Consider the following 25591-nt stretch of genomic DNA (forward strand, 5'->3'; position numbering starts at 1 on the left):
ATTTTAACATATGGAAAAATTATGAAAGAATTCATACCACCAAAACTTCCTTTAGATATAGAATTAAATGCAAATATTTATGGTCTTATCATTAGGGCTTCGAGAAAATTAGCGGAGTTAAATGGACTTAGCAAAAGCATGCCTAATCCAAATATATTAATCAATGCTTTGATCTTGCAAGAAGCTAAAGATTCTAGCGAGATAGAAAATATTATTACCACTCACGATGAACTTTTTTTATCTCAAATCGATGAAAGTAAACTTACAAGAGCGGCAAAAGAAGTGAAAGACTATGAAAATGCTTTAAAAAAAGGATATGAGCTTTTAAAAAAAGAGCAATTGTTAAGAAATGCACATATTTTAGAAATTCAAAAAAGACTAGAAAGAAATAATGCAGGTTTTAGAAAACAAAGCGGAATTACACTTATAAATCCTACCACAGGAGAAATCAAACACACACACCCGCAAAATCCTAGTGATATACAAGAACTTATGGGAAATTTGGAGCGATACATCAACGATGATACTTTAGATGAACTTGATTTTTTGGTAAAAATGGCAATCATTCATTATCAGTTTGAAAGCATACATCCATTTTACGATGGTAATGGTAGAACAGGCAGGATTATCAATATACTTTATTTAGTTTATAAAGGCTTGCTTGATTTGCCTATCTTGTATTTAAGCGCTTATATAGTAAATAACAAAGAAGAGTATTACAATCTTTTACAAAAAGTACGTGATGAAGGTGCAATTTTAGAATGGATAGAATACATACTCAAAGGTGTAGAGCAAACTGCTATAAAAACGATAAAAACCATTACTATAATAGAAAAAATGATGTCTGATGTAGGTGAAATTTTGCAAAATAAAACGAATTTTTACAGCAAAGACTTTGTGGAGCTTTTGTTTTCTCATCCTTATACAAAGATAGACTTTTTGATAAATAAATTAGATATTTCTAGGCAAAGTGCCTCAAAATACCTTAAAATTTGTGAAAATTTAGGGGTGCTAGAGTGCATTAAAATGGGTAGAAATAATTATTATATTAATATAGAACTTTTAAGACTTTTTAGAAAGGGAATTTTTTAAATGCAAGGTAAAATCGATAAAATCACAGATATTCTAAGAAGAGATGATGGCATAAGCGGTGCTATGCATTATAGTGAGCAGATTAGTTGGGTGCTTTTTTTGAAATTTTTAGATGATTATGAAGAAGAGTTAAAGCTAGAAGCTGAGTTAGATGAAAAGCCTTATAAGGCTATTTTGCAAGAAAAATTTAGTTGGAGGGCTTGGGCAGCACCTAAAACAAGCGAAGGAAAGCTTGATGTAAAAAATGCTTTAAGTGGAAGTGATTTGCTAAGCTTTGTAAATGATGAGCTTTTTCCATACCTAAAAAGTTTTAAAGATAATGAAAATTTCAAAAGCATAGAGTATAAGATAGGCGGAATTTTTGAATTTATAGACAACCGCATAGCTAATGGCCATACTTTAAGAGAAGTTATAAATTTAGTCGATGAGCTAAGTTTTAGCAAAGAAAGTGATGTATTTGCTTTAGGTGAGGTTTATGAAAAGCTTTTAAAAGACATGGGAAGCGATGGGGGAAATAGCGGGGAGTTTTATACCCCAAGACCTTTGGTTAGAGCTATGGTGGAGGTGCTAGACCCTAAAGCAAAAGAGAGAATTTATGATCCTGCGTGTGGGAGTTGTGGGTTTTTAGTAGAGAGTTTTTTACATATTCTCTATGAAGATAGGGCAAAAAAGAAAAAAGCAAATTTGAGTGTGGAGGAACTTGAATTTTTACAAAATGATGCCTTGTTCGGTAAAGAAAAAACTCCACTAAGTTATGCAATGGGCGTGATGAATATGATTTTACATGAGGTTAAGTCCCCAAATATCATCAAAACCAATACTCTAAATAAAAAAATCACAGACATAACTGAAAATGAAAAATACGAAGTGATTTTGGCAAATCCTCCTTTTGGTGGTAAAGAAAAAGATCAAATTCAAAATAACTTTCCTGTAAAATCAAACGCTACTGAGCTTTTGTTCTTGCAGCATATTTTAAAGTCTTTGAAAAACAACGGAAGGTGTGCCATAGTAGTGCCTGAAGGAGTGCTTTTTCAAAATTCAAATGCCTTTGTGAGTGTAAAAAAAGACTTGCTAGAAAATTTTAATCTTGAATGTGTTTTAAGCTTGCCAAGTGGGGTGTTTTTGCCTTATAGTGCGGTAAAAACTAATGTGCTTTTTTTCTCTAAAGGACAAAGAAGCATTTGTGGTGAAAACGATGAAAGTGTATATTACTATGAGCTTGTACCACCTTTTAAATTGACTAAAAACAAACCTTTAGAATACACGCATTTGCAAGAATTTTTAAAATGTTATAAAGAAAGAAAAATCACGGCTAATTCTTATTTGGTAAGTAAAAAAGAACTTGAAGAAAGAAATTATGATTTAAGTGCTAAAAACCCAAACGTAAAAGAAGAAAAAACTTTGCGTGAAGTAGAGGAAATTTTAAGCGAGTTAGAGCAAAATCAAAAACAAGCAAAAGTGCTTTTTGAAAAAATTCAAGCTAGTTTAAGAGGTAATAAATGATAGATATAAAAAAGAAATCTAAAAATGTGAGGGTTATAGCCCTTTTTTCTTTAACTTTTTATTTATGTTCTTTTATGCCTTATATGGGTTTTTTAAGTGTAATTAGCGCGACATTATATATGATAGTTTTATATCAATTAAAAACTTATACTAGTGCTAAGAATTTGTTCAAGAATTATTTTATAACACTTTTTATTTTATTTTTTTATTTTATTTTACTTTATTTTATGATTTTATTTTTTTATTATGTTTTTTTAAATGAAGAATATTTTTTATTAATGTTTTTTACTCCGTTTTTGTTGGCTATACATATTTTATTTTGTTTGCTATATTTTAAATTCTTAAAAAGAATTTTTTATGAGATAGCTAGAGTAGCTAATCAGTCTTATTTTATAAAAGTTTGTAAAATGTATTTTTATGGTTTTTTAACATTGCCTATTTTAATAGGATTTGTATTTTTTGTTATAGGATTTGTTTATAATGTCTTAGCTTGGTATAATTTTAAAGAATTTAATAAAAGCGAATTTATTAAAAATCAAGATTAAAAAATCTTTTTTAAAATTTAATAAAAGTTAAAAATTTATACTTTGTCATTAGAAATCTTTTTTATATCTTTGTTATAGCTAATATCAAAAGCTCTATAAATACCAAGCGAGCATTTTCTTATAGCATAGTCGAATTTATAAAATGATTATAAACTTCCTTTGCACCCCATGGTTTTTGCTTTAGAAAAATCAAAAATATCAACTTTTTCCATTTTTGGTATATGTTCATCAAAGAAAGTATAAAATTCTTTTCTTAATTTAAAAAAATCATTTAAATTTTTTATCTATTTTATATCCTTGTTAAATTTTGCTTTAAATCATCAATTTTTAAAATAACTAATTGGCTCTTGCGTTTTTTTTGATATTATCGTCCTTCGATTTTAATTAAAGGAGAAAAAATGGCTATTACTTTGGCTAAAGTTAGTGGTTCATGGGTGGAAGTTTATGATGGAAATAGGAGGCTTTATAGTAAGCCAGTAAATACAAACAAAGGTGATGCTTTGATAGGATTTACAGGTTTTAGTGTTAGTATAAAAGAAGGTAGTTGGATTGTAACTTTTGATAAAAAAGGACAACGCATAAGCTCTCATCTAGCATAAATCAAGGCATAAAAATTATATCCACCAAATCATTTTCTTTTATATTATCATGTGCTATCATTAATGCGGCTTTGTGGTTAAGGTTGTTGATGATGGCACTTGAGCCTTGTTTTTTGCCTTTTAAATTTGCATAAATTTTTCCATCTTTAAATTCTACATTACAAGCTACAAATTCTAAATGCGAACTTTTTTTCTTATAGTCAGTATTTGCAAATGCCTTAAATACATAGTCTTTTTCTTGTAAAAGCCAAGCATTTAAAAGCTCTCTTACATATAAATTAAACATCACCATAGCCGAGTATGGAAAACCCGGTAGCGCAAAGATGAATTTATCTTCAAATTTGGCTATTTTGATGTGTTTGCCAGGCTTTACATCGACTTTATCTATGATGATTTCATACTCTTTAACAGCTTGCTTTAAAAAGTCAAAATCCCCCATGGAAACTCCACCAGTGGTAACTAAAATATCACACGCATTAAGTGCTTGTTTTAAAACACTTGGAGTTTTTTGCATATCATCCTTTAAAAGTGGGAAAATTCTAGCTTCAGCACCAAGTTTTTTTGCCATATTAGCTATGGCTACATGGTTTGATGAGCGAATTTGTGCAGGGTGCTCTAAGCTTTCGCCTAAGTCTTTGATCTCACTTCCACTACTTAGCACGCCTATGATAGGTTTAGTAAAAACGCTAATATGAAAGTGTCCAAGCTCGGCTAAAAGTGCTATCTCGCTATAGCCTAGCTTTGTGCCTTTGGTGAGTAAAATTTCACCTTCGGTGTAGCTCTCGCCCACCTTTCTTACAGCAAAGCCTTGTGGAACTTTTTCTTTTATATAAACCATGTTATTTTTAACTTCTACTTTTTCAACAGGTACTAAGGTATCACAACCCTCACTCATTAAAGAGCCTGTAAAGGTTTTAACACATTCTTTGCTTTGTATTTTAAAGCTTGGGAAAATTCCAGCAGGTACTTCGCCTATAAGAGACAAAGGCTCATCTTGCTCGCTAAATTTGATCGCATAGCCATCCATAGAGGCTGTGGGAAATTGAGGGTTGTTAGTAGAAGCTTTGATGTCTATAGCTAAAATTCTATCTAAGCACTGTGTTAAAGCGATGTTTTCTATCTTTTCATATGTTTGTATGTGTGAATGAAGTATATTTAAACTTTGGTTATAAGAAGTTGGCATTTTAGTCCTTGGTGCTTAAAATTCCTGCTCCTTGAAGTTTCAAAGAGCGTTCTTTGGCATAAATTTTTTCACCATTAATGATATCATATTTCCATATAGGCGCACTTGCTTTAAAATCTTCTACAAAATCATTAATCAGCTTAAGTCCTAATTTTCTTTGCTTACTTAAAACCCCAGTAAAATAAGAACTCTCATGCACTTTAACCTCGCCGATAGAGTGAGCAAACATCAAGCTTACATTTTCATTTGCAAGTTTTTGGCACCACTTTTCAAACCAAGTTTTTAATAAAGGCTCATATATATCAAAACTCAAAGCCTCAATCTCATCTTCAGCTCTGACTATACCGCAAAATGTGATCAAAGCTCCGCAGTTTTTGTCTTTAGCATATTCATACCATCTAGCATAAATGCTAGGAATTTCTAAGGCTCCTTGGTGTAATTCAAACATAACTTATCCTCCACAAACCGGTGGTAATAAGCATATTTTATCCCCATCTTTTAAGGTAGTTTCATCATTAAAAACCATTTCATCATTTAAAGCAACCGCACAAAGCTCAAGCCATTCTTTTAAGCTTTCATCTTGTCCTAAAATCGCTTTTAATTCTTTAAGATTACTTACATTTAGTTCTAAGCTTTCTTTGTTAATTGGCCCTAGAAATTCAACTTTTACCATTTTTTACCTTTATTCTTTGATTTCTAAAATTCCCATCATTCCAAGATCTTCATGCTCTAAAATATGGCAGTGAAACATTCTAATACCGGTAAATTTTTGACTCATTCTAAGTCTTAATTCTTCCCTAGGTCTTACATTAATCGTATCTTGCAATGCTCTGAATTTTGCTTTTGTTATTTTACCCTTAAATTTAGAAGATATGAATTCAAATTGTGTTCCGTGTATATGGAAAGGATGATCCATATGTGATTTGTTTTTTATTATCCATTCTTCTACCTCATTTAATTTTGAGGTTAAATCCGTTCTATTCATATCAAATGTTTTACCATTGATTAAAAACATAGAGGCAAGGCTTTTTTTGATTTCTTCTTTACTTTTTTTACTAATACCATGCATTTGCATGTGATCTTCACTCATAATCACTTCTTTAAAGCTTGTAGCTTCTTTTAAAGGTGGAAATTCGCGTAATTTTTCAGGTATGTTTTCTATAGTTTTTTCTACTTTAAGATCAGCTAACATAAGAGTGTAAGGTTCTTCTTTAACAAGCATTTTATCGCGGTCATAATAAGTACTTTCAAGTTTAAAATCACCCTTACTTGCTTTGATTAATACTTCTACTCTTGAAGCAGGACTTAAAAATAACTCATCTAATTCAACACCTTTTTCTATAAGCCCTCCATCAGTTCCTACTAAAATAAATTTAGCACCTTTAATGCGTAAATTTAAATATCTTGCCGCACAAAAATTATAAATACGAATTCTTTGAGCTTTGTCAAGTGTTATTTTTGGCTTTAATTGTCCATTGATAAGAACTAAATTTCCTTCTCTACCATTTAGCCAATCAAATAAATTGTTATCAGGAATTTGTGCATTTTCATCTAAACGCAAATCACTAATCACCCAATCTTGCTCTTGTAAATGCGACAACGCATCTTTTTTAGCTTTAACTACAAATACCCCTGCTAAGCCTTTATAAACTTGCTTTGCTGTGGTGTAGTGAGGGTGTGGATGATACCAGTAAGTTCCCGCTGAATTTTCTCCAAGTTTAAAGCGATAAATTCTTTCTCTACCAGGCATGATAGGATCATGTGGATTACCATCTTGCTCAGGTGGTATGTCAAGTCCATGCCAGTGGATTGTAGTTGGCTCTTTTAAACTATTTTTTACCAAAATTTCTACAGTGTCACCTTCATAAACTTCTATTTTAGGTCCAGGTATAGAGCCATTGTAAGTAAAGCATTTTGTTTTTTTACCTTTAACAAGTTCTATTTGACTTTCTTTGATTTCTATACTTGATCTAAAGAAATTTTTCTTTGTATTTGTATTTTTTAGAAGTTTTAAATTTGCTAATGTTTGTCCGCTAGGAAAGTCTTTTTCATCTAGTAATTTAATGTTTGGATTTTCTAGTTTGATAAAAGAAGTATCGATTTCTTTTACTTCTTTTTGTGTATGTTTTGAGTGCATATTATGATGAGAATGATCTCCCATTGCATAAGCACTGCTAATACTTGCTAAACCTAAAGCATTAAATTTTAAAAATAACCTTCTGTTCATCAAATTTTTACTCCTAAATTAATTTTGATTATAACTATTATTTGATTAATGATTGTAAATTATAAAAACAAGATATAATTTTAATATGATTTGTTATACAAGTGGTTTTAAATCAAAAATTAAGGATAAATAATGCTAATTAAAAATCATTTAGATAAAGACTTTCAAACCCCTGCTTATATTTTAGAAGAAGATAAACTTAGAAAAAATTGTGAACTTTTGGCTAAAGTGAGCGAGCAAAGTGGAGCAAAAGTTTTACTTGCTCTAAAGGGTTTTGCTTTTTCAGGTGCTATGGATATAGTGGGTGAGTATTTATCAGGTTGTACTTGCAGTGGGCTTTGGGAAGCTAAATTTGCAAAAGAATATATGGATAAAGAAATTCATACTTTTTCACCTGCTTTTAAAGAGGATGAAATAGATGAAATCATCGATCTTTCACATCATATAGTATTTAATTCTTTTAATCAGTTTAAAAAATTTAAAGACAAAGTAAGTAAAAAGTCTCTTGGTTTGCGCTGTAATCCAGAGCTTTCAGTGGCTCCAAAAGAACTTTATAATCCTTGTGGTAGATTTTCAAGATTAGGAATTCGTGCGATTGATTTTGAAAATGAAGATTTAAATGCTTTAAGTGGGCTTCATTTTCATGCTTTATGTGAAGAAAGTGCGCATTCTTTAGAGCTTGTGTTAAATGCTTTTGAAGCTAAATTTTCAAAATTTATTAAAAATATGAAATGGATTAATTTTGGCGGGGGCCATCACATTACAAAAGAAGGCTATGACACGCAAAAACTAATTGATCTTTGTAAAAAATTTAGCGATAAATACGGGGTGCAAGTGTATCTTGAGCCAGGTGAGGCTGTGGGTTGGCAGTGTGGAACTTTAGTTGCAAGTGTGATAGACATAGTAGAAAATGAGAAAAAAATAGCTATTTTAGATACTTCAAGCGAAGCTCATATGCCAGATACTATCATCATGCCTTATACAAGCGAGGTTTTAAATGCTAGAATTTTATCAAGTCGTGATGGGGAAAAATATAGCGAGTTAAAAGAAAATGAATTTGCTTATTTACTTGGTGGCAATACTTGCCTAGCAGGGGATATCATGGGAGAGTATGCTTTTAATCAAGAGTTAAAAATAGGACAAAAAATAGTATTTTTAGATCAAATTCATTATTCCATAGTTAAAAACACCACTTTTAATGGAGTAAGACTTCCAAATTTAATGTTCTTAGATAAGAATGAAAATTTATCTATGGTAAGAGAATTTGGCTATGAAAATTATTCAAAAAGAAACTAAAAATTGAGTTTTTTTGTAGTTTTTTGCAAATTTATGTTTTTTAAATAAAACTTTTTTTAAAATAAAAATGGAAACTGAAAATTAACAAAACTACAACGCTAAGCTTTGGCTAGTGTGTAATGTTTAGGAGTAATTTATGCATAGGGTTATACTAGCTCTTTTAGCCTGTTTTAACTTTCTATTTGCTCAAGAAAATTTTGAAGTTAAAAATACTCAAATTTGGGATGTGCAAAGAGTGATGAATATAGAAAGTTATCAAAATTTTGGTGCTTTGTGGACTAAACTACAAGGTGAGTATATTGCAAGTGCTGTTTTGATTATACTTATAGTGGTAATTTCAGCTTTTGCATTGCATTATATGGTCATAGGTCCAAAGAAATTTTCTCATGATGGTAAGAAAATTTATGCCTTTTCGGTATTTGAAAGATTGTTTCATTTTGTAGCGGCAATTTCTTGGATTATCCTTGTGCCAACCGGTCTTATTATGATTTTTGGATCATATTTTGGTGGTGGATTTTTTGTAAGAATGTGTAAAAACTTACATGGTATTGCTACTATTTTATTTATCATTTCTATCATTCCTATGCTTTTATGTTGGATTAAAAGAATGCTTCCTGCAAGTTATGATTTAAGATGGATGATGATGGTTGGTGGATATTTAAGTAAAGAGAAAAAACCTGTGCCTGCTGGCAAGTTTAATTTTGGTCAAAAATCTTGGTATTATATAGCTGTTTTTGGTGGCTTTTTGATGATAATCACCGGTGCGTTTATGTTTTTCCTTGATTTTAATTCTACTTCTTTACAATCTATTTTTGGAATTTCTCATATAGATATTTTAAGAGCTTCAGCTATCATCCATAATATTTTGGGTATTTTATGTGCGGTATTTTTTGCTATTCATATTTATATGGCTGTATTTGCTATTAAAGGAAGTATCCATTCTATGATTAGTGGTTATAAAGAAGAAGAGGAAGTTTATATTTTACATTCTTATTGGTATAAAGAATTAAGCGATAAAAAACAAATCAATCCATCATTTACTTACGATTCTAAAACAAAATTTTAAAATCTCACTTGATTTTTTTAAATTTTCCTTGTTATAATCAAATAAAAATAACAAGGAAAATTAATGATACAAGATATTGATCTTTCGCGCAAATATTTTTATGAATTTTTTTCAAAAGCTTTTAATTTTATCGATGAAAAAGAGTTTAAAATTTGGCATGAACAAGTTTTAGTTTTAGCTCAAAGTCCTTTAGATGATAGTTTAAAGTCTGATTTTGAAAAACTTAGCGCATGCGATTTTGCAAGTTTTAAAGAAGAACAAAATGCGGTGTTTTTTGATTTTTCTTACGTGAATGTGCCTATTAGCGCTTCTTTTTATGATGAGGGCAGAGATGATGGCAAAATGAAGCTTCAAGCCTGTGAAATCATTAGAAAAACCAAATTTAGAAAAAAAGAAGATTGCAGACAAAGTGAAGATGAATTTGGCTTTTTGTTTGCTTTTATGGCAAGCATTATTGAGCATGATTTGAAAGTTGCACAGCAATTATTTCGCTTTGTGATAAATCCTGTAATAGATGAGTTTATAGAAAAATTACAAATCCATAAAAACTCAAATTTTTACATTGCTATTGCCAATATTATGAAAGTCTTTTTTACAAACGAAAGAGCTTATTTAGAAGTACAAGCACCTGTAAAAAAAGAAGGTAAAAGTATAGCAGATGAGGCTTTACAAAGACTTCCTTACGAACCAAGACTTCCTACTAAATTTAGTAAAACAAATATAGAAGAACTTAGCAAATTATAAAAATAAATATGTATTTTGTTACCAAAATACATATTATCAAAATCATCTTTTTATGAAAATAGAAATTAAATAAAATCTTAAGTGAAAATATGCAAAAGTTATAATGTTTAAGTGTGTAAATACTTTAAAATTAAGTATTTATAGTTATTCTTTACTTTTATTTCAAAGGAGAGAACATGGAGGCCAATCAAAGAAGGGATTTTTTAAAAAAATCTTTGAAAATTGGTGCTTTAGGGGTAGTAGCTGGAGCGAGCGTTAATGCTTTAGCTAAAGATGATTACCAAGAGCAAAATACCGTAGTTTTAGGAAAAAGTACTAAAAAAGAAGTGCTTTATAAAAAAACTATGCATTGGGAAAAATACTACAAAATAGCTTACTAATTAAGAAAGGAAGAATATGGCATTAGCAAGAAGAAATTTTCTTAAGCTTGCTGGTATTGCTGGTCTTGGAAGTGCGGCTTTTGGTAGTGAAAACAAAGCTATTAGAGCTGCAAGTGAACAAGAAGTAGCAAATCCTTATCCAGATTCTAAGATTGTTAGAACAATCTGTAGTATCTGTAGTGCAGGCTGTGGAATTAAAGCAGAAGTACAAGATGGAGTTTGGGTGCGTCAAGAAAACGCTATAGAACATCCTATTTCTCAAGGATCACACTGCTGTAAAGGGATAGATCAAATTGATCTTACTAAATCAAAACAGCGTATTAAATATCCTATGAAAAAAGAAAACGGTAAATGGGTGCGTTTAACTTGGGAGCAAGCTATCAATGAAATTGGTGATAAAATGCTTGAAATCCGTAAAGAAAATGGACCTGATAGCGTTATGTTTTTAGGTTCGGCTAAATTTAATAACCAACAAGCTTATTATTTTAGAAAATTTGCAGCATTTTGGGGTACTAACAATATAGACCACGTTGCTAGAATTTGACACAGCGCAACAGTCGCCGGTGTGGCGAATACATGGGGTTATGGCGCTATGACAAATCATTTTGGTGATGTAACTAAACACTCAAAAATGATGATTATTTTTGGTGCAAATACTGCTGTGGCTAATCCTATTGGATTTAAACACTTATTGCAAGCAAAAGATCGTAATAATGCTAAATTAGTAGTTGTAGATCCTGTATTTACAAAAACTGCAGTACATGCTGATGAATACGTAAGAATTCGTCCAGGTACAGATATAGCTTTAGTTTATGGTATGCTTCATTTGATCTTCAAAAACGGTTGGGAAGATAAAGAATTAATAAAAACCAGAACTTATGGGGTTGAAGAAATAAAAGCAGAAGCTGCTAAATGGACTCCTGAAGTTGTAGAAGATGTAACAGGTGTTCCGGCTGCTCAACTTGAAAAAATCACAAGAATGCTAGCTACAATCAAACCTGCTACGCTATTTTGGGCTTTAGGTATTACTCAACACTCAGTAGGTAGCTCTAACACAAGAATTCTAGCTATCTTGCAACTTGTTCTTGGTAATATAGGTAAACCAGGCGCAGGAACAAATATCATCAGAGGTCATGATAATGTTCAAGGTGCTACTGATATGGGTTGTTTGGCAGATACTTTACCAGCTTATTATGGACTTGATGATAATGCTTGGAATCACTTCTCTAATGTATGGAATGTCGAAAGAGAGTATTTAAATTCAAGATTTTATTCTAAAGAATGGATGCATGAAAAAGGCTTTTCGCTAGCAAAATGGTGGCAAGGCGTTTTACATGAAGAGAAAACTTATTCTAACTCACCTATCCGTGTACTTTGGGTGCAAGGAACAGGTATTACTTCTATGGCACATACGGTAAAAATTCAAGAAGCACTTAAAAAACTTGATATGATCGTAATTGCTGAGCCTTTTGTAAATGAAGTAGCAGTTTTAGCAGATCGTCCAGATGGTATTTATATCATCCCAGCTTGTACTCAATTTGAAACAGAAGGTTATGTAACAGCGACTAACCGTGCTATGCAATGGCGTTCTCAAGTAGTAAAACCAATTTATGAAAGTAAAGAAGACCAAGAGATTATGTTTGCTTTTGCTAAAAAATTTGGTTTTTATAAAGAATACACTCGTGGTATGAAAATGGAATTAAAAGATCATAAACTTGTACAAACAAGAGATGATAGTGATGATAATTTCATATGGCCTGATGATGCTACAAGAGAAATGAGTAATGGTCTTTTAAGTATAGGCTTAAGAGGTATTTCAGCTGAACGTCTAAGAAAACACCAACAAAATTGGGAACATTTTGATCCTGATACTCAAAGAGGTATTGGCGGTGAAGTTAAAGGTGAATATTATGGCTTACCTTGGCCTTGTTGGGATAAACAACACCCAGGTACTTCTATCATGTGGAACACGGATATTCCTTATGAAGAAGGTGGTATGGGCTTTAGAAATCGCTTTGGTTTAGAGCATGATGGGCATTCTCAATTAGCAGATGAAGCCTTTACTCCAAAAGGATGTAAAGTTAAAGGTGGCTACCCGCAAATCACTAAAGAAAATATCGAAAAAGTGTTTAATATCAAACTAAGTGATAAAGAAAAAGAATTAATGGGTGCTAGCTGGAGTACTGATATTTCAGGTATAATCTTAGAAAAATGTAGAGAAAAAAGTGCTTGTTGTTTAGGCAATGCAAGAGCGAGAATGAAAGTTTGGGAATTTGCTGATCCTATTCCACTACATAGAGAGCCTATTCACTCACCTCGTTGGGATTTGGTTAAAAAATATCCTACTTGGGGCGATCAAGAGAAAAACTTTAGGGTTGAGAGTAAATTTATTGGCGAGCAACAAAAAACAGATTGGAGTAAAGAGTTTCCAACTATTATTTCAAGTATGCGCTTAGTAAATTTAAGTGGTGCAGGTATGCTTGAGAGAACTAGTAAATATCTTGCTGCAATCACACCTGAGATGTTTGCTAATGTACACCCTGAACTTGCTTTAAAATATGGTATAAATGATGGTGATATGATGTGGATTCACTCGCCACAAGGTACTAAGATTAAAGTAAAATGTGTACATAATCATTCAGTTACACCAGATAGAATTTGCTTGCCTTATAATTTTGCAGGTATTATGCAAGGAGTGGATTTAAGTTACAATTATCCTGAAGGTACTAAACCTTATACTATAGGGGAAAGTTCTAACACGGTTACTAACTATGGTTTTGATATAAATACGCAAATTTCTGAGTTTAACGCAGGACTTTGCAGACTTGAAAAGGCTTAAGGGGTAAGTTATGGCTAGAATGAAATTTTATGTAGATAATAATCGCTGTATTTCTTGCTTTGCTTGTCAAGTAGCTTGTTCAAGTGCGCATGAAGTACCAGTGGGAATTAATAGAAGAAAAGTAATCACTCTAAATGAAGGTATAGAAGGCAAAGAGTTTTCAACAACTCTTGCTTGCCAACACTGTACAGATGCTCCGTGTGAGCAAGTTTGTCCTGTAAAATGCTTTTATATTAGAGCTGATGGTATTGTTTTACATGATAAAAAAACTTGTATAGGTTGTGGATATTGTCTTTATGCATGTCCTTTTGGTGCTCCACAATTTCCAAGAGATGGTGCTTTTGGTATTAAGGGTGAAATGGATAAATGTACTATGTGTGCAGGTGGTCCTGAGCCTACTAACTCTCATGAAGAAAGAGAGCTTTATGGACAAAATCGTATTGCAGAAGGTAAAGTACCTATGTGCGCTGCGGTTTGTTCTACAAATGCACTTTTGGTTGGTGATGCAGCTGAAGTTAGTGCAATGTATAGAAAAAGAGTTTTACTCAAGGGTCAAAACTTAGGACTTGATGCAAAATAACTCAAAGGGTGTTTACAAACACCCTTTTTTACTACTTATAATCCAAGGTTAATTCATGGAAGAGCTAATTTTACAAATTCAAAAAAATCTTGATGAAAATAATAAACTTACTTGTAAAAAAGCACTAGAACTTTTAAAACAATACTCTAAAGAAGATTTTCAAGCCATTATAAAAGAATTAGGCGTAAAAATTTCAGATTGTGAGCTAGGTCAATTTGGCAAGTTAAATAAAAATATAGCAAAAAGTGAAATTTTGGAAAAATTAGAAACAAAATTAGATTCTAAGCGTCGCATATCATGCAAAGATGCTTTAGAATGTGCTAAAGACTTTAACATGGCTGATATGAGAGCTACGCTTAAAACTTATAAGATTGATGTTAAATACTGTGAACTTGGTTGTTTTGAAGAAAAAAAGGGTAAAAAATTTCATGTAAAAAGTAAAATTTGGGTAGAAAATTCTGATGGAGAATTGCTTTTTGGTAAAGGTAAAACAGATATTTTAGAATTAGTAGGAGAATGTGGAAGTATTTCTCAAGCAGCTAAACAACTAGGGATTAATTATAAAAAAGCATGGCTTTATATACAAGATCTAGAAAAAAATATGAAAGAAGAATTACTTATTGCTAAAAAAGGAAGAGGAAGTGAGTCAGGTAGCAAACTTACTCCAAGAGCTTATGAGTTAATTCAAAATTTTAAAATTTTACAACAAGATGTAGAAGAATACACCAATAAACGCTTTAAAGAATTATTTTTTAAGAAAAATCAAGAAAAAGATAAAAACTTAATTTGAATACAAGTTATAACAATATATCATTAAATAAAAAAGGTAAAAGATGAAAATTGATTGTAGAGATTTAGCTTGTCCACGTCCTGTGATAGAAACAAAAAAAGCTTTAGAAGAGTTAAAAGAAAATGAAAATTTAGAAATTCTTTTAAATTCTCAAGCTTCTAAAGAAAATGTAATGAGATTTTTAAAATCTTTAAATTTGGAATTTAATGTTAAAGATTTAGATGATGAGAGTATTATTAGCATTGTAAAAGATAGCAATATAGCTCAAACTCAAGAAAAAAATTTACAAGAATACAATGTGTTATTTTTAAAAAGCGATAGGGTAGGCGAGGGAAAACTTGGAAAAAATTTAATGCTAGGCTTTTTAAAAACTTTAAAAGATTTACCTAATAAACCTGCAAAAATCCTTTGTGTTAATGATAGTGTTTTGATGAATACTGATTGCTCTCATATGGCATTTGAAGCCATGAAAGAACTTGAAAATTTAGGAGTTGAAATTTATAGTTGCGGGGCGTGTTTGGAATTTTTTGGCAAAAGCAAAGAGCTTAAAATAGGTAAAATAGGTAATGCTTATGAAATTTTAAATGAACTTTTTGGAAAGGCAAAGATTATCTCTTTATGATATATAAAGATCAAAAACTAACCCAATATGTAAAAGCTGCGGGTTGAGCTGCCAAATTAGACTCGGTGGGTCTTGACAAAATTCTTGGCATTTTAAAACCGCATGAAAACATTTTAAGTGGTATTGATAATAATGAAGATGCAAGTGTTTATAAGCTAAATGAAGATTTAGCTTTAGTGCAAACTCTTGATTTTATCACACCTGTGGTTGATAGCGCGTATCATTTTGGCGCTATAGCTGCTGCAAATGCCTTAAGTGATGTATTTGCTATGGGTGCTGAGGTGATTAATGCTTTAAATATTGTAGGCTTTGATACTTGTCATTTTAATAATGAAATTTTACTTGAAGTGTTAGAAGGTGCTAGAGTTAAGGTTGAAGAAGCTGGTGCTGTGCTAGTAGGTGGGCATACTATAGAAAATGATGAATTTATTTTTGGTCTTAGTGTAACAGGTGTAGTTCATCCTAAAAAATTTATAGCTAATAATAGCGCAAAAGATGGTGATGTGATTTTACTTACCAAGCCTATAGGTAGTGGTATTATTAGTACTGCTATCAAGGCTGGTTTGTTAGAAAAAGCAAAGATTTTAAAAGCAGTAGAACAAATGAGTTTTTTAAATCTTTATGCAAGTCGTATTTTGAGGGAATTTAAAAGTCTTAGTGCTTTAAGCGATGTTACCGGTTTTGGCCTTTTGGGACATTTAAAAGAAATGTTAAATAAAGAGCTTATGATAGAAGTATATAAAAATGAAATTCCTTTAATGGATGGAGTTTTGTCAATGGCTAATATAGGGATTATCCCAGCCGGAGCTTATAAAAATAAAGATAGTCTAAAAATTTGGGTTGAAAATTTAAATGAAAAAGATGAGGATATAGTGTATTTTGATCCTCAAACTTCAGGTGGACTTTTAGCTAGTGTGAGTGAAAATGAAGCAATTGAAGCTTTAAAAATCTTAAAGGATCATAATATTGAAGCAAAGATTATTGCTAGATGTGTAAGAAATACTCATAATTATTTATTATTGTGCTAATATTTTATTTACAATCAAAAATATATGTTTATATTTGTTACTTTTTTACATAAAAAAATAAATTACAAATAAATATATGTTGATTTTCGTTGCAATTTTTGTATCATAAATACATATTAACTATTAAAGTGGAGGAAAAAATGATACAAAAAGCTTTGCAATTAGCTGAAGAATTACAAAGAAAGATAGAAAGTAATATCTCTCAAAGCGAAAAAGAATTTCATGCCAAAATGCAAAAACTTTTAAACAATCCTAAAAATAAAGTAATGTTAATTGAGCTTTTAGATCGCTCTTTTAGATGTAAAGATAAAAGCGCGAGTTTTGAGCTTATAGAACATACTTTAAACAAATATGGTATAGCTGATTTTTTTAGTGCTTTTGAAAAATTTTTACTTTTTTCATTTTTAAATTTTGGAAAATTTGCACCAACTCTTAGTGTGCCATTTTTCATTAAGCATTTAAGAGAAGATACTAAAGCTATGGTTTTAGATGCAAATCCTAGTGTTTTAGAGCCTCATATGCGTAAAAGAAAAGATGAAGATAAAATTACTTTAAATGTAAATTTAATTGGTGAAGAGGTTTTGGGCGAAGCTGAGAGTGCTTATAGGATGAAAAAATACGAAGAAGCATTAAAAACAAGCTATATTACTTATATTTCTATTAAAATTACTACCATTTTTTCCCAAATCAATATCATTGATTTTGAATACTCTAAAGATGAGGTGGTAAAAAGATTGGATAAATTATATGCTCTTGCTTTAGAGGAAGAAAAAAAGCAAGGTGTGTCTAAATTTATCAATCTTGACATGGAAGAATTTAGAGATTTAGAATTAACCGTTGAAGCTTTTATGGAGAGTGTTGCAAAATACGATATTAAAGCAGGTATTGTTTTGCAAGCTTATTTGCCTGATTCTTATGAGTATTTGAAAAAACTTTTTGCTTTTTCTAAAGAAAGAGTTTTAAAAGGTATGAAGCCTATAAAAATTCGCTTTGTTAAAGGAGCGAATATGGAAAGTGAAGAAACTATAGCTTCACAAAGAGGTTGGGCTCTACCTACTTTTTATAAAAAAATTGACACCGATAGCAATTATAAAAAAATGCTTGATTTTGTCTTAGAGGGAGATAATCATAAATATATTAATATAGGTATTGCAAGTCATAATTTATTTGAAATTGCTTATGCTTATACTAGAATTTCACAAGCTGGAGCTTTATCATCTTTTACTTTTGAAATGCTTGAGGGTATGAGTTTACAATGCTCTTATGAGCTTTCTAAAATGCATGATCTTATACTTTATGCACCAGTTTGTGATGAAGCACATTTTAACAATGCTATTGCATACTTAGTAAGAAGACTTGATGAAAATACTAGTGAAGATAATTTCATGAGATATTTTTTCAATCTTAAAATTAATGATAAAAATTGGCAAATACAAAAAGAATTATTTCTAAAATCTTTAGAAGGTGTTGCTAGTTTGGATAATTCTACTCATAGAACTCAAGATAGAAATAATGAAACAAAGGCTATTAGTTCTTATGAGAGTAAAGAATTTAAAAACGAACCTGACACAGATTTTATCTTAAAAGCAAATAGAGAATGGGCTAAGGGTATAAGAGCTAAGTATGAAAATTTAGAAAATTATGATGTCTATCCAGTTGCAAAAGAAGAAATTAAAAACGAAAATTTACAAGTAGTAGAAGTTAAAGATAAAATCAAAAATCGCACTATAGGTAAAGCACACTTAGCAGGCCAAGCAGAGATCAAATACGCTTTAGATGTAGCTAAGAGCTCAAATTTTAGTGATTTAAGTCATGATGAAATTTATAAAATTTTAGCAAAAACTGCTCAACTTGTTAGAGAGCGTAGAGGAGATTTAATAGGTATAGCAGCCTTAGAAGTAGGAAAAACTTTCTTAGAAATTGATCCTGAAGTTAGTGAGGCTATAGACTTTTTAGAATTTTACCCACATTCTTTAGAAAAATTAAAAGAGCAAAATCCAAATACTACTTTTAAAGCAAAAGGCATAGGCGTGGTGATTGCACCATGGAATTTCCCAGTAGGTATTTCAGTAGGAACCATAGCAGCACCTTTGGCCGCAGGAAATAAAGTGATATATAAACCATCATCTTTATCGATGTTAACAGGTTATATGCTTTGTAAATGCTTTTGGGATGCAGGAATTCCTAAGGATGCTTTGATTTTCTTACCTGCTAAAGGTAGTGATATATCAAAATACTTACTTGTTGATCAAAGTGTGAAATTTTCAGTATTAACTGGTGGAGAAGAAACTGCTTATGCAATGCTCAAAGCTAATCCAACCTTGCTTTTAAGTGCCGAAACAGGCGGTAAAAATGCAACCATTGTTTCTAAATTTGCTGATCGTGATAGTGCGATTAAAAATATCATTCATTCAGCTTTTTCAAATTCAGGTCAAAAATGCTCTGCTACTTCTTTACTAGTTTTAGAAGAAGAAGTTTATAATGATGAAGAGTTCAAAAAGACTTTGGTAGATGCTGCTAGTTCTATGGCGGTTGGAAATCCATTTGTGTTTAAAAATAAACTTGGAGCTTTAGCAGATAAACCAGATGTGAAATTACAAAAAGCTTTAGATGAATTAGCTCCGTATGAAAGTTGGGCTTTAAAACCTAAATTTATAGATGATAATCCTTATCTTTTAACTCCAGGGATTAAATATGGTACTAAAAAAGGTGATTTTACGCATATGAATGAGCTTTTTGCGCCAATCTTAACTGTAATGAAAGCAAAAGATTTAAAAGAAGCTATTGATATAGTAAATTCTACAGGTTATGGACTTACAGCAGGATTTGAAAGTTTAGATGAGAGAGAATGGGAGTATTTTCATACTCACATAGAGGCAGGAAATATTTATATTAATAAACCAACAACGGGAGCTATAGTTCTAAGACAACCTTTTGGTGGTATTAAAAAATCAGCCATTGGTTTTGGTAGAAAAGTTGGAATTTATAATTACATTACCCAATTTTTAGATATAGAGCAAAGTCAAGCTGATCAAAATGTTTTAGACAATGAATTAGTATCAAATTTAAATGCTTTAAGCTTGGATTTAAATGAAAAAGATAAAGCCGATTTTGAAGTCATTAAAGCTATGGCAAGAAGCTATGCTTATCATGCAAAACATGAATTCGCAAGCGCGAAAGATTATGTCAATATAAGAGGTGAGGATAATTTTTTCTCTTATACAAAGGTTAAAAATATCGCATATAGAGTGCATAAAGATGATAGCTTAAAAGATATTTTAGGAGTTATTTTAGCAGCTAGTGTGCTAAATATTGATCTTATTTTAAGTTATGATGAGCATGAAAAAATAGATCTTGTGCAAAAGATTAATCAAAAAATTAGTTCAAAAACTTTATTCCTTAAAGAAAGTAAAGAAAATTTCATTAGCAAAATAGCTGATTATGAAAGAATTCGTTATTTTGCTCCATTAGATGTTAATGATGAAATTTTCATAAAGGCAGCAAGTTGCGCAAAAATCATCGCTAATGCTAAGCCTTTAATGAATGGACGTTTTGAGTTGCTTTTATATCACAATGAAAAAGCTTTAAGTATATCTTTCCATCGTTATGGAAATCTAGGCATTCGTGCTTTAAAATAATATAAAAAGGAGATAAAATGGAGGTTGTTCAAATTAATACTCAAATTGCGATAATGTTTGTCGCATATTCAGCATTAATGCTTTTTATCGGATTTTATTTTTATAAACAAAATAAAAATTCAGAGGACTATTTTTTAGGTGGTCGTTCTATGGGGCCGGTAGTTTCAGCACTTAGTGCTGGAGCTTCTGATATGAGTGGATGGCTTTTAATGGGTTTGCCAGGAGCTTTATATGTAAGTGGCTTAGCTGAAAGTTATATTGCAATAGGTCTTAGTATAGGAGCGTTTTTAAACTGGGCTTTTATAGCAAAAAGACTTAGAATTTATACTAGCGTGATTGCAAATTCTATTACCATTCCAGATTATTTTGAAACAAGATTTGATGATGATAAGCATATATTAAGAGTGGTTTGTGCTATTGTTATTTTAATTTTCTTTACTTTTTATGTTTCTTCAGGACTTGTAGGTGGAGCAAAACTTTTTGAAGCAACTTTTGGAATTCAATATGATTATGCTTTAACTACAGGAACTGTTATTATAGTTGCTTATACATTTTTAGGTGGATATAAGGCAGTTTGTTGGACGGATTTGATTCAGGGTTTATTAATGATGAGTGCTTTGATTGTTGTGCCTATAGTGATGATTTATCATTTGGGTGGCTTTAGTGAAGCTGTTAATATAGTCAAAGAAATTAAGCCAAATACTTTTTCTATGGGAGAAGGATTAAGCTTTTTAGGTATAGTTTCAGCACTTTCTTGGGGGCTTGGGTATTTTGGTCAGCCACATATTCTGGTGCGTTTTATGTCTATACGCTCAACTAAAGACATCCCAACTGCTACTTTTGTAGGAATTTCTTGGATGGTTATATCTTTAATTGGTGCTTGTTTGATAGGTGTTTTAGGTATAGCTTATGTGAGTAAATTTGAACTTAGTTTACAAGATCCTGAAAAGATTTTTATCGTAATGTCACAATTACTTTTCAATCCTTGGATAGCAGGTATTTTATTAAGCGCTATTTTGGCAGCTATTATGAGTACAGCAAGTTCACAATTGCTTGTTTCAAGTTCGACTATAGCAGAAGATTTTTATAAAAGAATTTTCAATAAAGAAGCGTCTAATAAAATGGTAATGACTTTAGGTAGATTTGGTGTTTTAGCAGTGGCTGTGATAGCTTTTGTTATTTCTACTGATAAAAACTCAAGCGTATTAAGCATAGTAGCTTATGCTTGGGCAGGGTTTGGAGCAAGTTTTGGTTCTGTAATGCTCTTTTCATTATTTTGGTCAAAAATGACTAGATATGCTGCTATTGCAGGTATGATTACAGGTGTAGTTGTGGTTGTAGCATATAAAAATTTCTTGGCTGAGTGGCTTAATTTTCCTATTTATGAAATCATTCCAGGATTTTTAGCTGCATCTATTGTGATTGTTTTAGTGAGCTTGGTTACAAAAGTGCGTCCAGGAACTAAAGCAGCTTATGAAACAATGTTAAAACATCTTTAATATATATTCAAAAGCCTTTAAGGCTTTTGAATTAAAAATCTAAGCGTTGGACCATCTTGATTTATTTCTAGAATTTCAAAACCACGATTTTTAGCATCTTGAGGTATAGAATTGATACTTTGCGGACAATCACATAAAATTTCTAAAACTTCACCTGATTTTAGTTCTTTTAAGGCATCAATAGTAGCTATAGCAGGGTATGGACAAGCCTCACCTTCTAAATTTAAACTATAATGAATAATCATATTTTTCCTTTTTATTTTGTTTGAAAAAGAATGATTTTTTAAACTTTAATATAAATAAAAATAAAATTGTAAATAAAATTAAATTGATTACTAAACCATTAAAATAACCAAATTCATTTAAAAGATGAATCTTTACTCCATCTGTTAAGAAATTTGGAAAATGATCGTAGCTTAAAGCTAATATCATAGTGCCAATAATATTTGCAATACCCACTATAATAAAATGACTTTGTCCTTCACAAGCTCGATACATCCAGCCACACTCGCATCCTCCGGCAAAAACTATCCCAAAGCCAAATAAAAAAGCACCTAAAGCAATATTTGGTGATATTTCTATTATTTTGCTAGTGTGCCCTTGTAAGATAAAAGCAAAAGCTATTAAACAAGCTATAATCATACCTATTAAAGCACCCTTTATGGCATTATCCCTACCAAATAAAAATAAATCTCTAAAGCAAGAAGTAAAGCAAATTTGAGCTCTAGATATGATAAAACCAAAAACAAAGCCAAATATTAACGCTAAAGGAAGAATACTTTCTTTATTTTTAATATTTAAAGGTTGTCTTTGTAGTATAAATATAACATAAGTTATAAAAATTATAAATACACCAAGTCCTATATAAAAATATATCTTTGCAGTTTTATCTTGTGTTTTTAATGATTGGTTTTCTTTGCATACACGTTGTAATTTAGCTTTTGGTTTAAAAGGTGCTAGATTGCAAACTTTAACAGCTAAATAAATCCCTAAAATCATAAATAAGGTAAAAACCCAAGTATGCAAAGAAAAATAAGGTAAACCTGTAAAAAAATTTGCCAAATTGCAACCAAAGGCAAGTCTTGCACCAAAACCGGATAAAATTCCACCTATAATAGCTTGAAAAATTCGAATTTTGCTAGCAGGTAAGCGCCATTTGAATTTATTTGCTAAAAATGCAGCACTTAAACACCCTATAAACATACCTATAAGCATAATACCATCAATTCTTGTTAAGGGACTGCCACTTAAATTTTGCTTTTGATAATAAGAATAAGAGCTTAAGTCCATACCAAAAAATTCTAAAAACTCTCCGCCCCAGCGCGTCATTTCGCCAGTGACTGCCCAAACGCTACCAAAAATTCCAAAATAAATAGCACTTAAAATTCCAAGTATAATCATGCCTTTGGAATTATCCCAAAAATTTATAAAAAAAGATTGTTTGAAAGAATGCATTGTCGTATCCAAAAATTGTGATTGTCAAAACTTGACACTAATAAAGTTAGTATTATAGCTAATAAATTTATACAAAATAAAATATTATTAAAAATAGTTTCAATTTTACGTATTTGGTTTTTGTTTTAATTAAAAATATTAAGATATAATATCTTTTTGGAAGGTTAGCTTATCTGGTGATGGCCACTGACTTCAAATCAGATGAAAGGGTAGTTGACTACTTTTTGGGGAGTTCGATTCTCTCACCTTCTCGCCAAATTTAAGTCAAAATGGAGTTTTCATGAGTAAAGCAGATATTGTCGTTGGTATCCAATGGGGTGATGAGGGTAAAGGTAAGATAGTTGATAAACTATGTGAAAATTATGATTATGTTTGCAGGAGTGCAGGCGGACATAATGCAGGTCACACTATATGGGTTGATGGTATAAGATATGCTTTACATTTAATGCCATCAGGTGTTTTGAATAAGCAATGTGTTAATGTTATAGGAAATGGAGTTGTAGTTAATCCCGATGTATTAATTAGCGAAATGGCTCAATTTGAAAATTTAGAAGGAAGATTATTTATAAGTGATAGAGCTCATTTAAATTTAAACCACCATGCTTTGATTGATCAAGCAAGAGAAAGACTTAAAGGCGATAAAGCTATAGGAACAACAGGCAAAGGCATAGGGCCAAGCTATGAAGATAAAATAAGTCGTAATGGACATAGAGTAGGGGAATTGCTAGAGCCTGAAAAACTTTGTGAAAATTTAATGAAAGATTTTGAACTTAAAAAAACTTATTTTGATGTTTTAGGTATTGCAATGCCTAGTTATGATGAAATTTTAAAAGATTTAAAACGCTTTAAAGAAGTGCTAGCGCCATATATTACAGATACCACGAGAATGCTTTGGAAAGCTTTGGATGAGGATAAAAAAGTATTGTTAGAAGGTGCACAAGGATCAATGCTTGATATTGATCATGGAACTTATCCTTATGTTACTAGTTCAACGACTATTTCAGCTGGGGCTTTAAGTGGTTTGGGATTAAATCCAAAAGAAATTGGAAAAGTTATAGGTATAGTAAAAGCTTATACAACAAGAGTGGGAAATGGAGCTTTTCCAAGTGAAGATTTAGGTGAAGATGGTGAAAAAATAGGACTTATTGGTAAAGAAATCGGTGTAAGTACAGGTAGAAAAAGAAGATGTGGTTGGTTTGATGCGGTTGCGGTAAGATATACTGCAAGATTAAATGGCTTAGATACTTTATCATTGATGAAGCTTGATGTGTTGGATGGTTTTGAAAGTGTTAAAATTTGTAAAGCTTATGAGTATAAGGGGCAAGAAATAGACTATGTGCCTTGTGATTTAGAAAATGCTAAACCTATTTATGAAGTAATGGAAGGTTGGGATAAAGTTGCAGGGATTAGGGATTATGATTTGTTACCTGAAAATGCTAAAAAATACATTAAACGTTTAGAAGAATTAAGTGGTGTTAAAGTAGGTTATATCTCTACAAGCCCTGAAAGAGAAGATACTATCATTTTATGAAAAGCAAATATTCTTCTGTGATTAAGCTTAGAAAACAACAGCTTGATAAAGCAGAAGCAAATTTAACCAAAACAAGACAAAAGCTTTTGCAGTGTGAAGAAGAGCTTAAAGAAGCTTCAAAAACTTGCGAAAGCTTAACTTTAGCCGATAAGGGTTCAATAGCTTTGTTAAGATCGTCTTTAAAATTGCAAGAAATTGCAAGAGAAGGCAAGCAAAGGGTTAAACAAAAATTGGATTTAACCAAAAAAGAATTAGCGCATCATCAGCATTTATATAAAAAAGCTCATTTGGAATTTGAAAAAATCAAAGTTTTAGAAAATGAAGAATTAAAAAAGATTCAAAAAGCCTTACAAAAAGAAGAAGAAAAATTTATAGACGAACTTGCTATAACAAGGCATTTTAATAAGGATAAATAATGAAAAAAATAATATTTTTATTAATTTTTTTAAATTTTGTAAATGCGCAACAAAATTGTGAGCAATATTTTGAAGCAAGAAAAGAACAAATGCAAGAACAAATTAGAGAATATGATGAGGCAAGACAAAGTTTAGAAGCATATAGGGCATCTTTTGAAGCTTTACAAAAAGAAAAAATGCAAGCTTTGGTACAAAAAGAAGCTGATATTAATGCAAGTTTAGAACAAATCAAAAGCTTAAAAGAACAAAATGAACGTATATTGAAAGCAACTAGAGAAAATCTCCAAGCGATTAATGATAAAACTATGGGGCGTATTACAGAAATCTATGCAAAAATGAAAGATGTGGCTGTTGCAGGTATATTAAGTGAAATGGAACCTGATGAAGCTTCAAAAATTCTACTTTCGCTTGATCCTAGAAAAATTTCATCCATTATGGTAAAAATGGAACCTAAGAAAGCTTCAGATTTAACATTACTTTTAAAAAATTTAGATCAAAATGCAAGTTCGCAGTAAGTTTTAAGCAGTTTTTACCTTTTTTTTAGTATTATTTCAATAA

Annotated in this window: 24 protein-coding genes and 1 tRNA gene; 19 read left to right on the plus strand and 6 right to left on the minus strand. The window is 31.0% G+C overall.

The features are described 5' to 3' along the window. The first annotated feature begins 21 nt into the window (after positions 1 to 21). The 4 genes from L8U98_RS01075 (at position 22) to L8U98_RS01090 (ending at position 3739) form a co-directional block, all read left to right on the plus strand. Positions 22 to 1092 carry a Fic family protein gene (locus L8U98_RS01075; protein ID WP_263724616.1) on the plus strand — a complete coding sequence of 357 codons (1071 nt, stop codon included), beginning with the start codon at positions 22 to 24 and terminating at the stop codon, positions 1090 to 1092. Next, positions 1093 to 2595, plus strand: a complete 1503-nt coding sequence (locus L8U98_RS01080; protein WP_263724615.1) for a type I restriction-modification system subunit M — start codon at positions 1093 to 1095, stop codon at positions 2593 to 2595. It abuts the gene before it with no gap. Next, the gene (locus L8U98_RS01085) at positions 2592 to 3140 is read left to right on the plus strand and encodes a hypothetical protein (protein WP_263706594.1); all 549 of its coding nucleotides are present in this window, start codon (positions 2592 to 2594) and stop codon (positions 3138 to 3140) included. The genes L8U98_RS01080 and L8U98_RS01085 overlap by 4 nt, the downstream gene beginning before the upstream one ends. A gap of 398 nt (positions 3141 to 3538) precedes the next feature. After that, the gene (locus L8U98_RS01090) at positions 3539 to 3739 is read left to right on the plus strand and encodes a hypothetical protein (RefSeq protein ID WP_263706597.1); all 201 of its coding nucleotides are present in this window, start codon (positions 3539 to 3541) and stop codon (positions 3737 to 3739) included. A 1-nt stretch (position 3740) separates the two neighbouring features. Here L8U98_RS01090 and L8U98_RS01095 read toward each other — a convergent pair whose 3' ends face one another. From L8U98_RS01095 to L8U98_RS01110, 4 genes are read right to left on the minus strand one after another with little or no spacing between them, the layout of a single operon-like run. After that, the gene (locus L8U98_RS01095; protein WP_263724614.1) at positions 3741 to 4922 is read right to left on the minus strand and encodes a molybdopterin molybdotransferase MoeA; all 1182 of its coding nucleotides are present in this window, start codon (positions 4920 to 4922) and stop codon (positions 3741 to 3743) included. Between the two features lies 1 nt (position 4923). Further along, the gene (locus L8U98_RS01100; protein WP_263724613.1) at positions 4924 to 5370 is read right to left on the minus strand and encodes a molybdopterin synthase catalytic subunit; all 447 of its coding nucleotides are present in this window, start codon (positions 5368 to 5370) and stop codon (positions 4924 to 4926) included. Between the two features lie 3 nt (positions 5371 to 5373). Continuing rightward, on the minus strand, positions 5374 to 5595 hold the full coding sequence (locus L8U98_RS01105; RefSeq protein WP_263672196.1) for a MoaD/ThiS family protein: 222 nt from the start codon (positions 5593 to 5595) through the stop codon (positions 5374 to 5376). A 9-nt stretch (positions 5596 to 5604) separates the two neighbouring features. Further along, positions 5605 to 7149 (minus strand): multicopper oxidase family protein, encoded by a 1545-nt coding sequence (locus L8U98_RS01110; RefSeq protein WP_263724612.1) that lies wholly within the window; start codon positions 7147 to 7149, stop codon positions 5605 to 5607. Positions 7150 to 7281: 132 nt separating this feature from the next. On the opposite strand from L8U98_RS01110, the gene nspC reads away from it, so the two are divergent. From nspC to putP, 11 genes are all read left to right on the plus strand, one after another. Then, positions 7282 to 8445, plus strand: coding sequence for a carboxynorspermidine decarboxylase (gene nspC, locus L8U98_RS01115; protein ID WP_263724611.1), 1164 nt, complete (start codon positions 7282 to 7284; stop codon positions 8443 to 8445). A gap of 136 nt (positions 8446 to 8581) precedes the next feature. Further along, the gene (locus L8U98_RS01120) at positions 8582 to 9511 is read left to right on the plus strand and encodes a formate dehydrogenase subunit gamma (RefSeq protein WP_263663798.1); all 930 of its coding nucleotides are present in this window, start codon (positions 8582 to 8584) and stop codon (positions 9509 to 9511) included. Positions 9512 to 9574: 63 nt separating this feature from the next. Next, a complete protein-coding gene (locus L8U98_RS01125) occupies positions 9575 to 10255 on the plus strand; it encodes a molecular chaperone (RefSeq protein ID WP_263724610.1) in 681 nt (226 codons plus the stop codon). 176 nt (positions 10256 to 10431) lie between these two features. After that, the gene (locus tag L8U98_RS01130) at positions 10432 to 10635 is read left to right on the plus strand and encodes a twin-arginine translocation signal domain-containing protein (protein WP_012661099.1); all 204 of its coding nucleotides are present in this window, start codon (positions 10432 to 10434) and stop codon (positions 10633 to 10635) included. A 16-nt stretch (positions 10636 to 10651) separates the two neighbouring features. Next, on the plus strand, positions 10652 to 13474 hold the full coding sequence (locus L8U98_RS01135) for a formate dehydrogenase subunit alpha (RefSeq protein WP_263724609.1): 2823 nt from the start codon (positions 10652 to 10654) through the stop codon (positions 13472 to 13474). 10 nt (positions 13475 to 13484) lie between these two features. Continuing rightward, entirely contained in the window at positions 13485 to 14054 is a 570-nt protein-coding gene (gene fdh3B / locus L8U98_RS01140; RefSeq protein WP_039662920.1) for a formate dehydrogenase FDH3 subunit beta, read from the plus strand. A 55-nt stretch (positions 14055 to 14109) separates the two neighbouring features. After that, a complete protein-coding gene (locus L8U98_RS01145; protein WP_263724608.1) occupies positions 14110 to 14844 on the plus strand; it encodes a winged helix-turn-helix domain-containing protein in 735 nt (244 codons plus the stop codon). Between the two features lie 43 nt (positions 14845 to 14887). Then, on the plus strand, positions 14888 to 15466 hold the full coding sequence (gene yedF / locus L8U98_RS01150) for a sulfurtransferase-like selenium metabolism protein YedF (RefSeq protein ID WP_263724607.1): 579 nt from the start codon (positions 14888 to 14890) through the stop codon (positions 15464 to 15466). Further along, positions 15463 to 16494 (plus strand): selenide, water dikinase SelD, encoded by a 1032-nt coding sequence (gene selD / locus L8U98_RS01155; RefSeq protein ID WP_263724606.1) that lies wholly within the window; start codon positions 15463 to 15465, stop codon positions 16492 to 16494. The genes yedF (L8U98_RS01150) and selD overlap by 4 nt, the downstream gene beginning before the upstream one ends. A gap of 140 nt (positions 16495 to 16634) precedes the next feature. Further along, the gene (locus L8U98_RS01160; RefSeq protein ID WP_263724605.1) at positions 16635 to 20132 is read left to right on the plus strand and encodes a bifunctional proline dehydrogenase/L-glutamate gamma-semialdehyde dehydrogenase; all 3498 of its coding nucleotides are present in this window, start codon (positions 16635 to 16637) and stop codon (positions 20130 to 20132) included. A 17-nt stretch (positions 20133 to 20149) separates the two neighbouring features. After that, positions 20150 to 21631 (plus strand): sodium/proline symporter PutP, encoded by a 1482-nt coding sequence (putP, locus tag L8U98_RS01165; RefSeq protein WP_263737836.1) that lies wholly within the window; start codon positions 20150 to 20152, stop codon positions 21629 to 21631. A 17-nt stretch (positions 21632 to 21648) separates the two neighbouring features. Here the strand turns inward: putP and yedF (L8U98_RS01170) are convergent, their stop codons facing one another. Then, a complete protein-coding gene (gene yedF, locus L8U98_RS01170; protein WP_012661107.1) occupies positions 21649 to 21876 on the minus strand; it encodes a sulfurtransferase-like selenium metabolism protein YedF in 228 nt (75 codons plus the stop codon). Continuing rightward, the gene (gene yedE / locus L8U98_RS01175; RefSeq protein ID WP_263724603.1) at positions 21860 to 23086 is read right to left on the minus strand and encodes a selenium metabolism membrane protein YedE/FdhT; all 1227 of its coding nucleotides are present in this window, start codon (positions 23084 to 23086) and stop codon (positions 21860 to 21862) included. Before yedE ends, yedF (L8U98_RS01170) begins: the two co-directional genes overlap by 17 nt. Before the next feature lie 158 nt (positions 23087 to 23244). Between yedE and L8U98_RS01180 the strand changes: the two genes are divergently transcribed. The 4 genes from L8U98_RS01180 (at position 23245) to L8U98_RS01195 (ending at position 25548) form a co-directional block, all read left to right on the plus strand. Further along, positions 23245 to 23342 (plus strand) — tRNA-Sec (locus L8U98_RS01180). Between the two features lie 24 nt (positions 23343 to 23366). Then, positions 23367 to 24617 (plus strand): adenylosuccinate synthase, encoded by a 1251-nt coding sequence (locus L8U98_RS01185; protein ID WP_263702511.1) that lies wholly within the window; start codon positions 23367 to 23369, stop codon positions 24615 to 24617. After that, positions 24614 to 25033 (plus strand): flagellar FliJ family protein, encoded by a 420-nt coding sequence (locus L8U98_RS01190; protein WP_263678553.1) that lies wholly within the window; start codon positions 24614 to 24616, stop codon positions 25031 to 25033. Before L8U98_RS01185 ends, L8U98_RS01190 begins: the two co-directional genes overlap by 4 nt. Continuing rightward, positions 25033 to 25548: a MotE family protein gene (locus L8U98_RS01195; RefSeq protein ID WP_412175037.1), complete on the plus strand. Its 516-nt coding sequence runs from the start codon at positions 25033 to 25035 to the stop codon at positions 25546 to 25548. The genes L8U98_RS01190 and L8U98_RS01195 overlap by 1 nt, the downstream gene beginning before the upstream one ends. Positions 25549 to 25591 lie beyond the last annotated feature (43 nt).

This window comes from Campylobacter sp. RKI_CA19_01128 (genome assembly GCF_025771175.1).
GTDB lineage: Bacteria > Campylobacterota > Campylobacteria > Campylobacterales > Campylobacteraceae > Campylobacter_D.

Bases quoted from the DNA above. Each gene is read 5' to 3' on its own strand.
- L8U98_RS01075 (WP_263724616.1), top strand. From the start codon at position 22: ATGAAAGAATTCATACCACCAAAACTTCCTTTAGATATAGAATTAAAT.
- L8U98_RS01080 (WP_263724615.1), top strand. From the start codon at position 1,093: ATGCAAGGTAAAATCGATAAAATCACAGATATTCTAAGAAGAGATGAT.
- L8U98_RS01085 (WP_263706594.1), top strand. From the start codon at position 2,592: ATGATAGATATAAAAAAGAAATCTAAAAATGTGAGGGTTATAGCCCTT.
- L8U98_RS01090 (WP_263706597.1), top strand. From the start codon at position 3,539: ATGGCTATTACTTTGGCTAAAGTTAGTGGTTCATGGGTGGAAGTTTAT.
- L8U98_RS01095 (WP_263724614.1), bottom strand. From the start codon at position 4,922: ATGCCAACTTCTTATAACCAAAGTTTAAATATACTTCATTCACACATA.
- L8U98_RS01100 (WP_263724613.1), bottom strand. From the start codon at position 5,370: ATGTTTGAATTACACCAAGGAGCCTTAGAAATTCCTAGCATTTATGCT.
- L8U98_RS01105 (WP_263672196.1), bottom strand. From the start codon at position 5,595: ATGGTAAAAGTTGAATTTCTAGGGCCAATTAACAAAGAAAGCTTAGAA.
- L8U98_RS01110 (WP_263724612.1), bottom strand. From the start codon at position 7,149: ATGAACAGAAGGTTATTTTTAAAATTTAATGCTTTAGGTTTAGCAAGT.
- nspC (WP_263724611.1), top strand. From the start codon at position 7,282: ATGCTAATTAAAAATCATTTAGATAAAGACTTTCAAACCCCTGCTTAT.
- L8U98_RS01120 (WP_263663798.1), top strand. From the start codon at position 8,582: ATGCATAGGGTTATACTAGCTCTTTTAGCCTGTTTTAACTTTCTATTT.
- L8U98_RS01125 (WP_263724610.1), top strand. From the start codon at position 9,575: ATGATACAAGATATTGATCTTTCGCGCAAATATTTTTATGAATTTTTT.
- L8U98_RS01130 (WP_012661099.1), top strand. From the start codon at position 10,432: ATGGAGGCCAATCAAAGAAGGGATTTTTTAAAAAAATCTTTGAAAATT.
- fdh3B (WP_039662920.1), top strand. From the start codon at position 13,485: ATGGCTAGAATGAAATTTTATGTAGATAATAATCGCTGTATTTCTTGC.
- L8U98_RS01145 (WP_263724608.1), top strand. From the start codon at position 14,110: ATGGAAGAGCTAATTTTACAAATTCAAAAAAATCTTGATGAAAATAAT.
- yedF (WP_263724607.1), top strand. From the start codon at position 14,888: ATGAAAATTGATTGTAGAGATTTAGCTTGTCCACGTCCTGTGATAGAA.
- L8U98_RS01160 (WP_263724605.1), top strand. From the start codon at position 16,635: ATGATACAAAAAGCTTTGCAATTAGCTGAAGAATTACAAAGAAAGATA.
- putP (WP_263737836.1), top strand. From the start codon at position 20,150: ATGGAGGTTGTTCAAATTAATACTCAAATTGCGATAATGTTTGTCGCA.
- yedF (WP_012661107.1), bottom strand. From the start codon at position 21,876: ATGATTATTCATTATAGTTTAAATTTAGAAGGTGAGGCTTGTCCATAC.
- yedE (WP_263724603.1), bottom strand. From the start codon at position 23,086: ATGCATTCTTTCAAACAATCTTTTTTTATAAATTTTTGGGATAATTCC.
- L8U98_RS01185 (WP_263702511.1), top strand. From the start codon at position 23,367: ATGAGTAAAGCAGATATTGTCGTTGGTATCCAATGGGGTGATGAGGGT.
- L8U98_RS01190 (WP_263678553.1), top strand. From the start codon at position 24,614: ATGAAAAGCAAATATTCTTCTGTGATTAAGCTTAGAAAACAACAGCTT.
- L8U98_RS01195 (WP_412175037.1), top strand. From the start codon at position 25,033: ATGAAAAAAATAATATTTTTATTAATTTTTTTAAATTTTGTAAATGCG.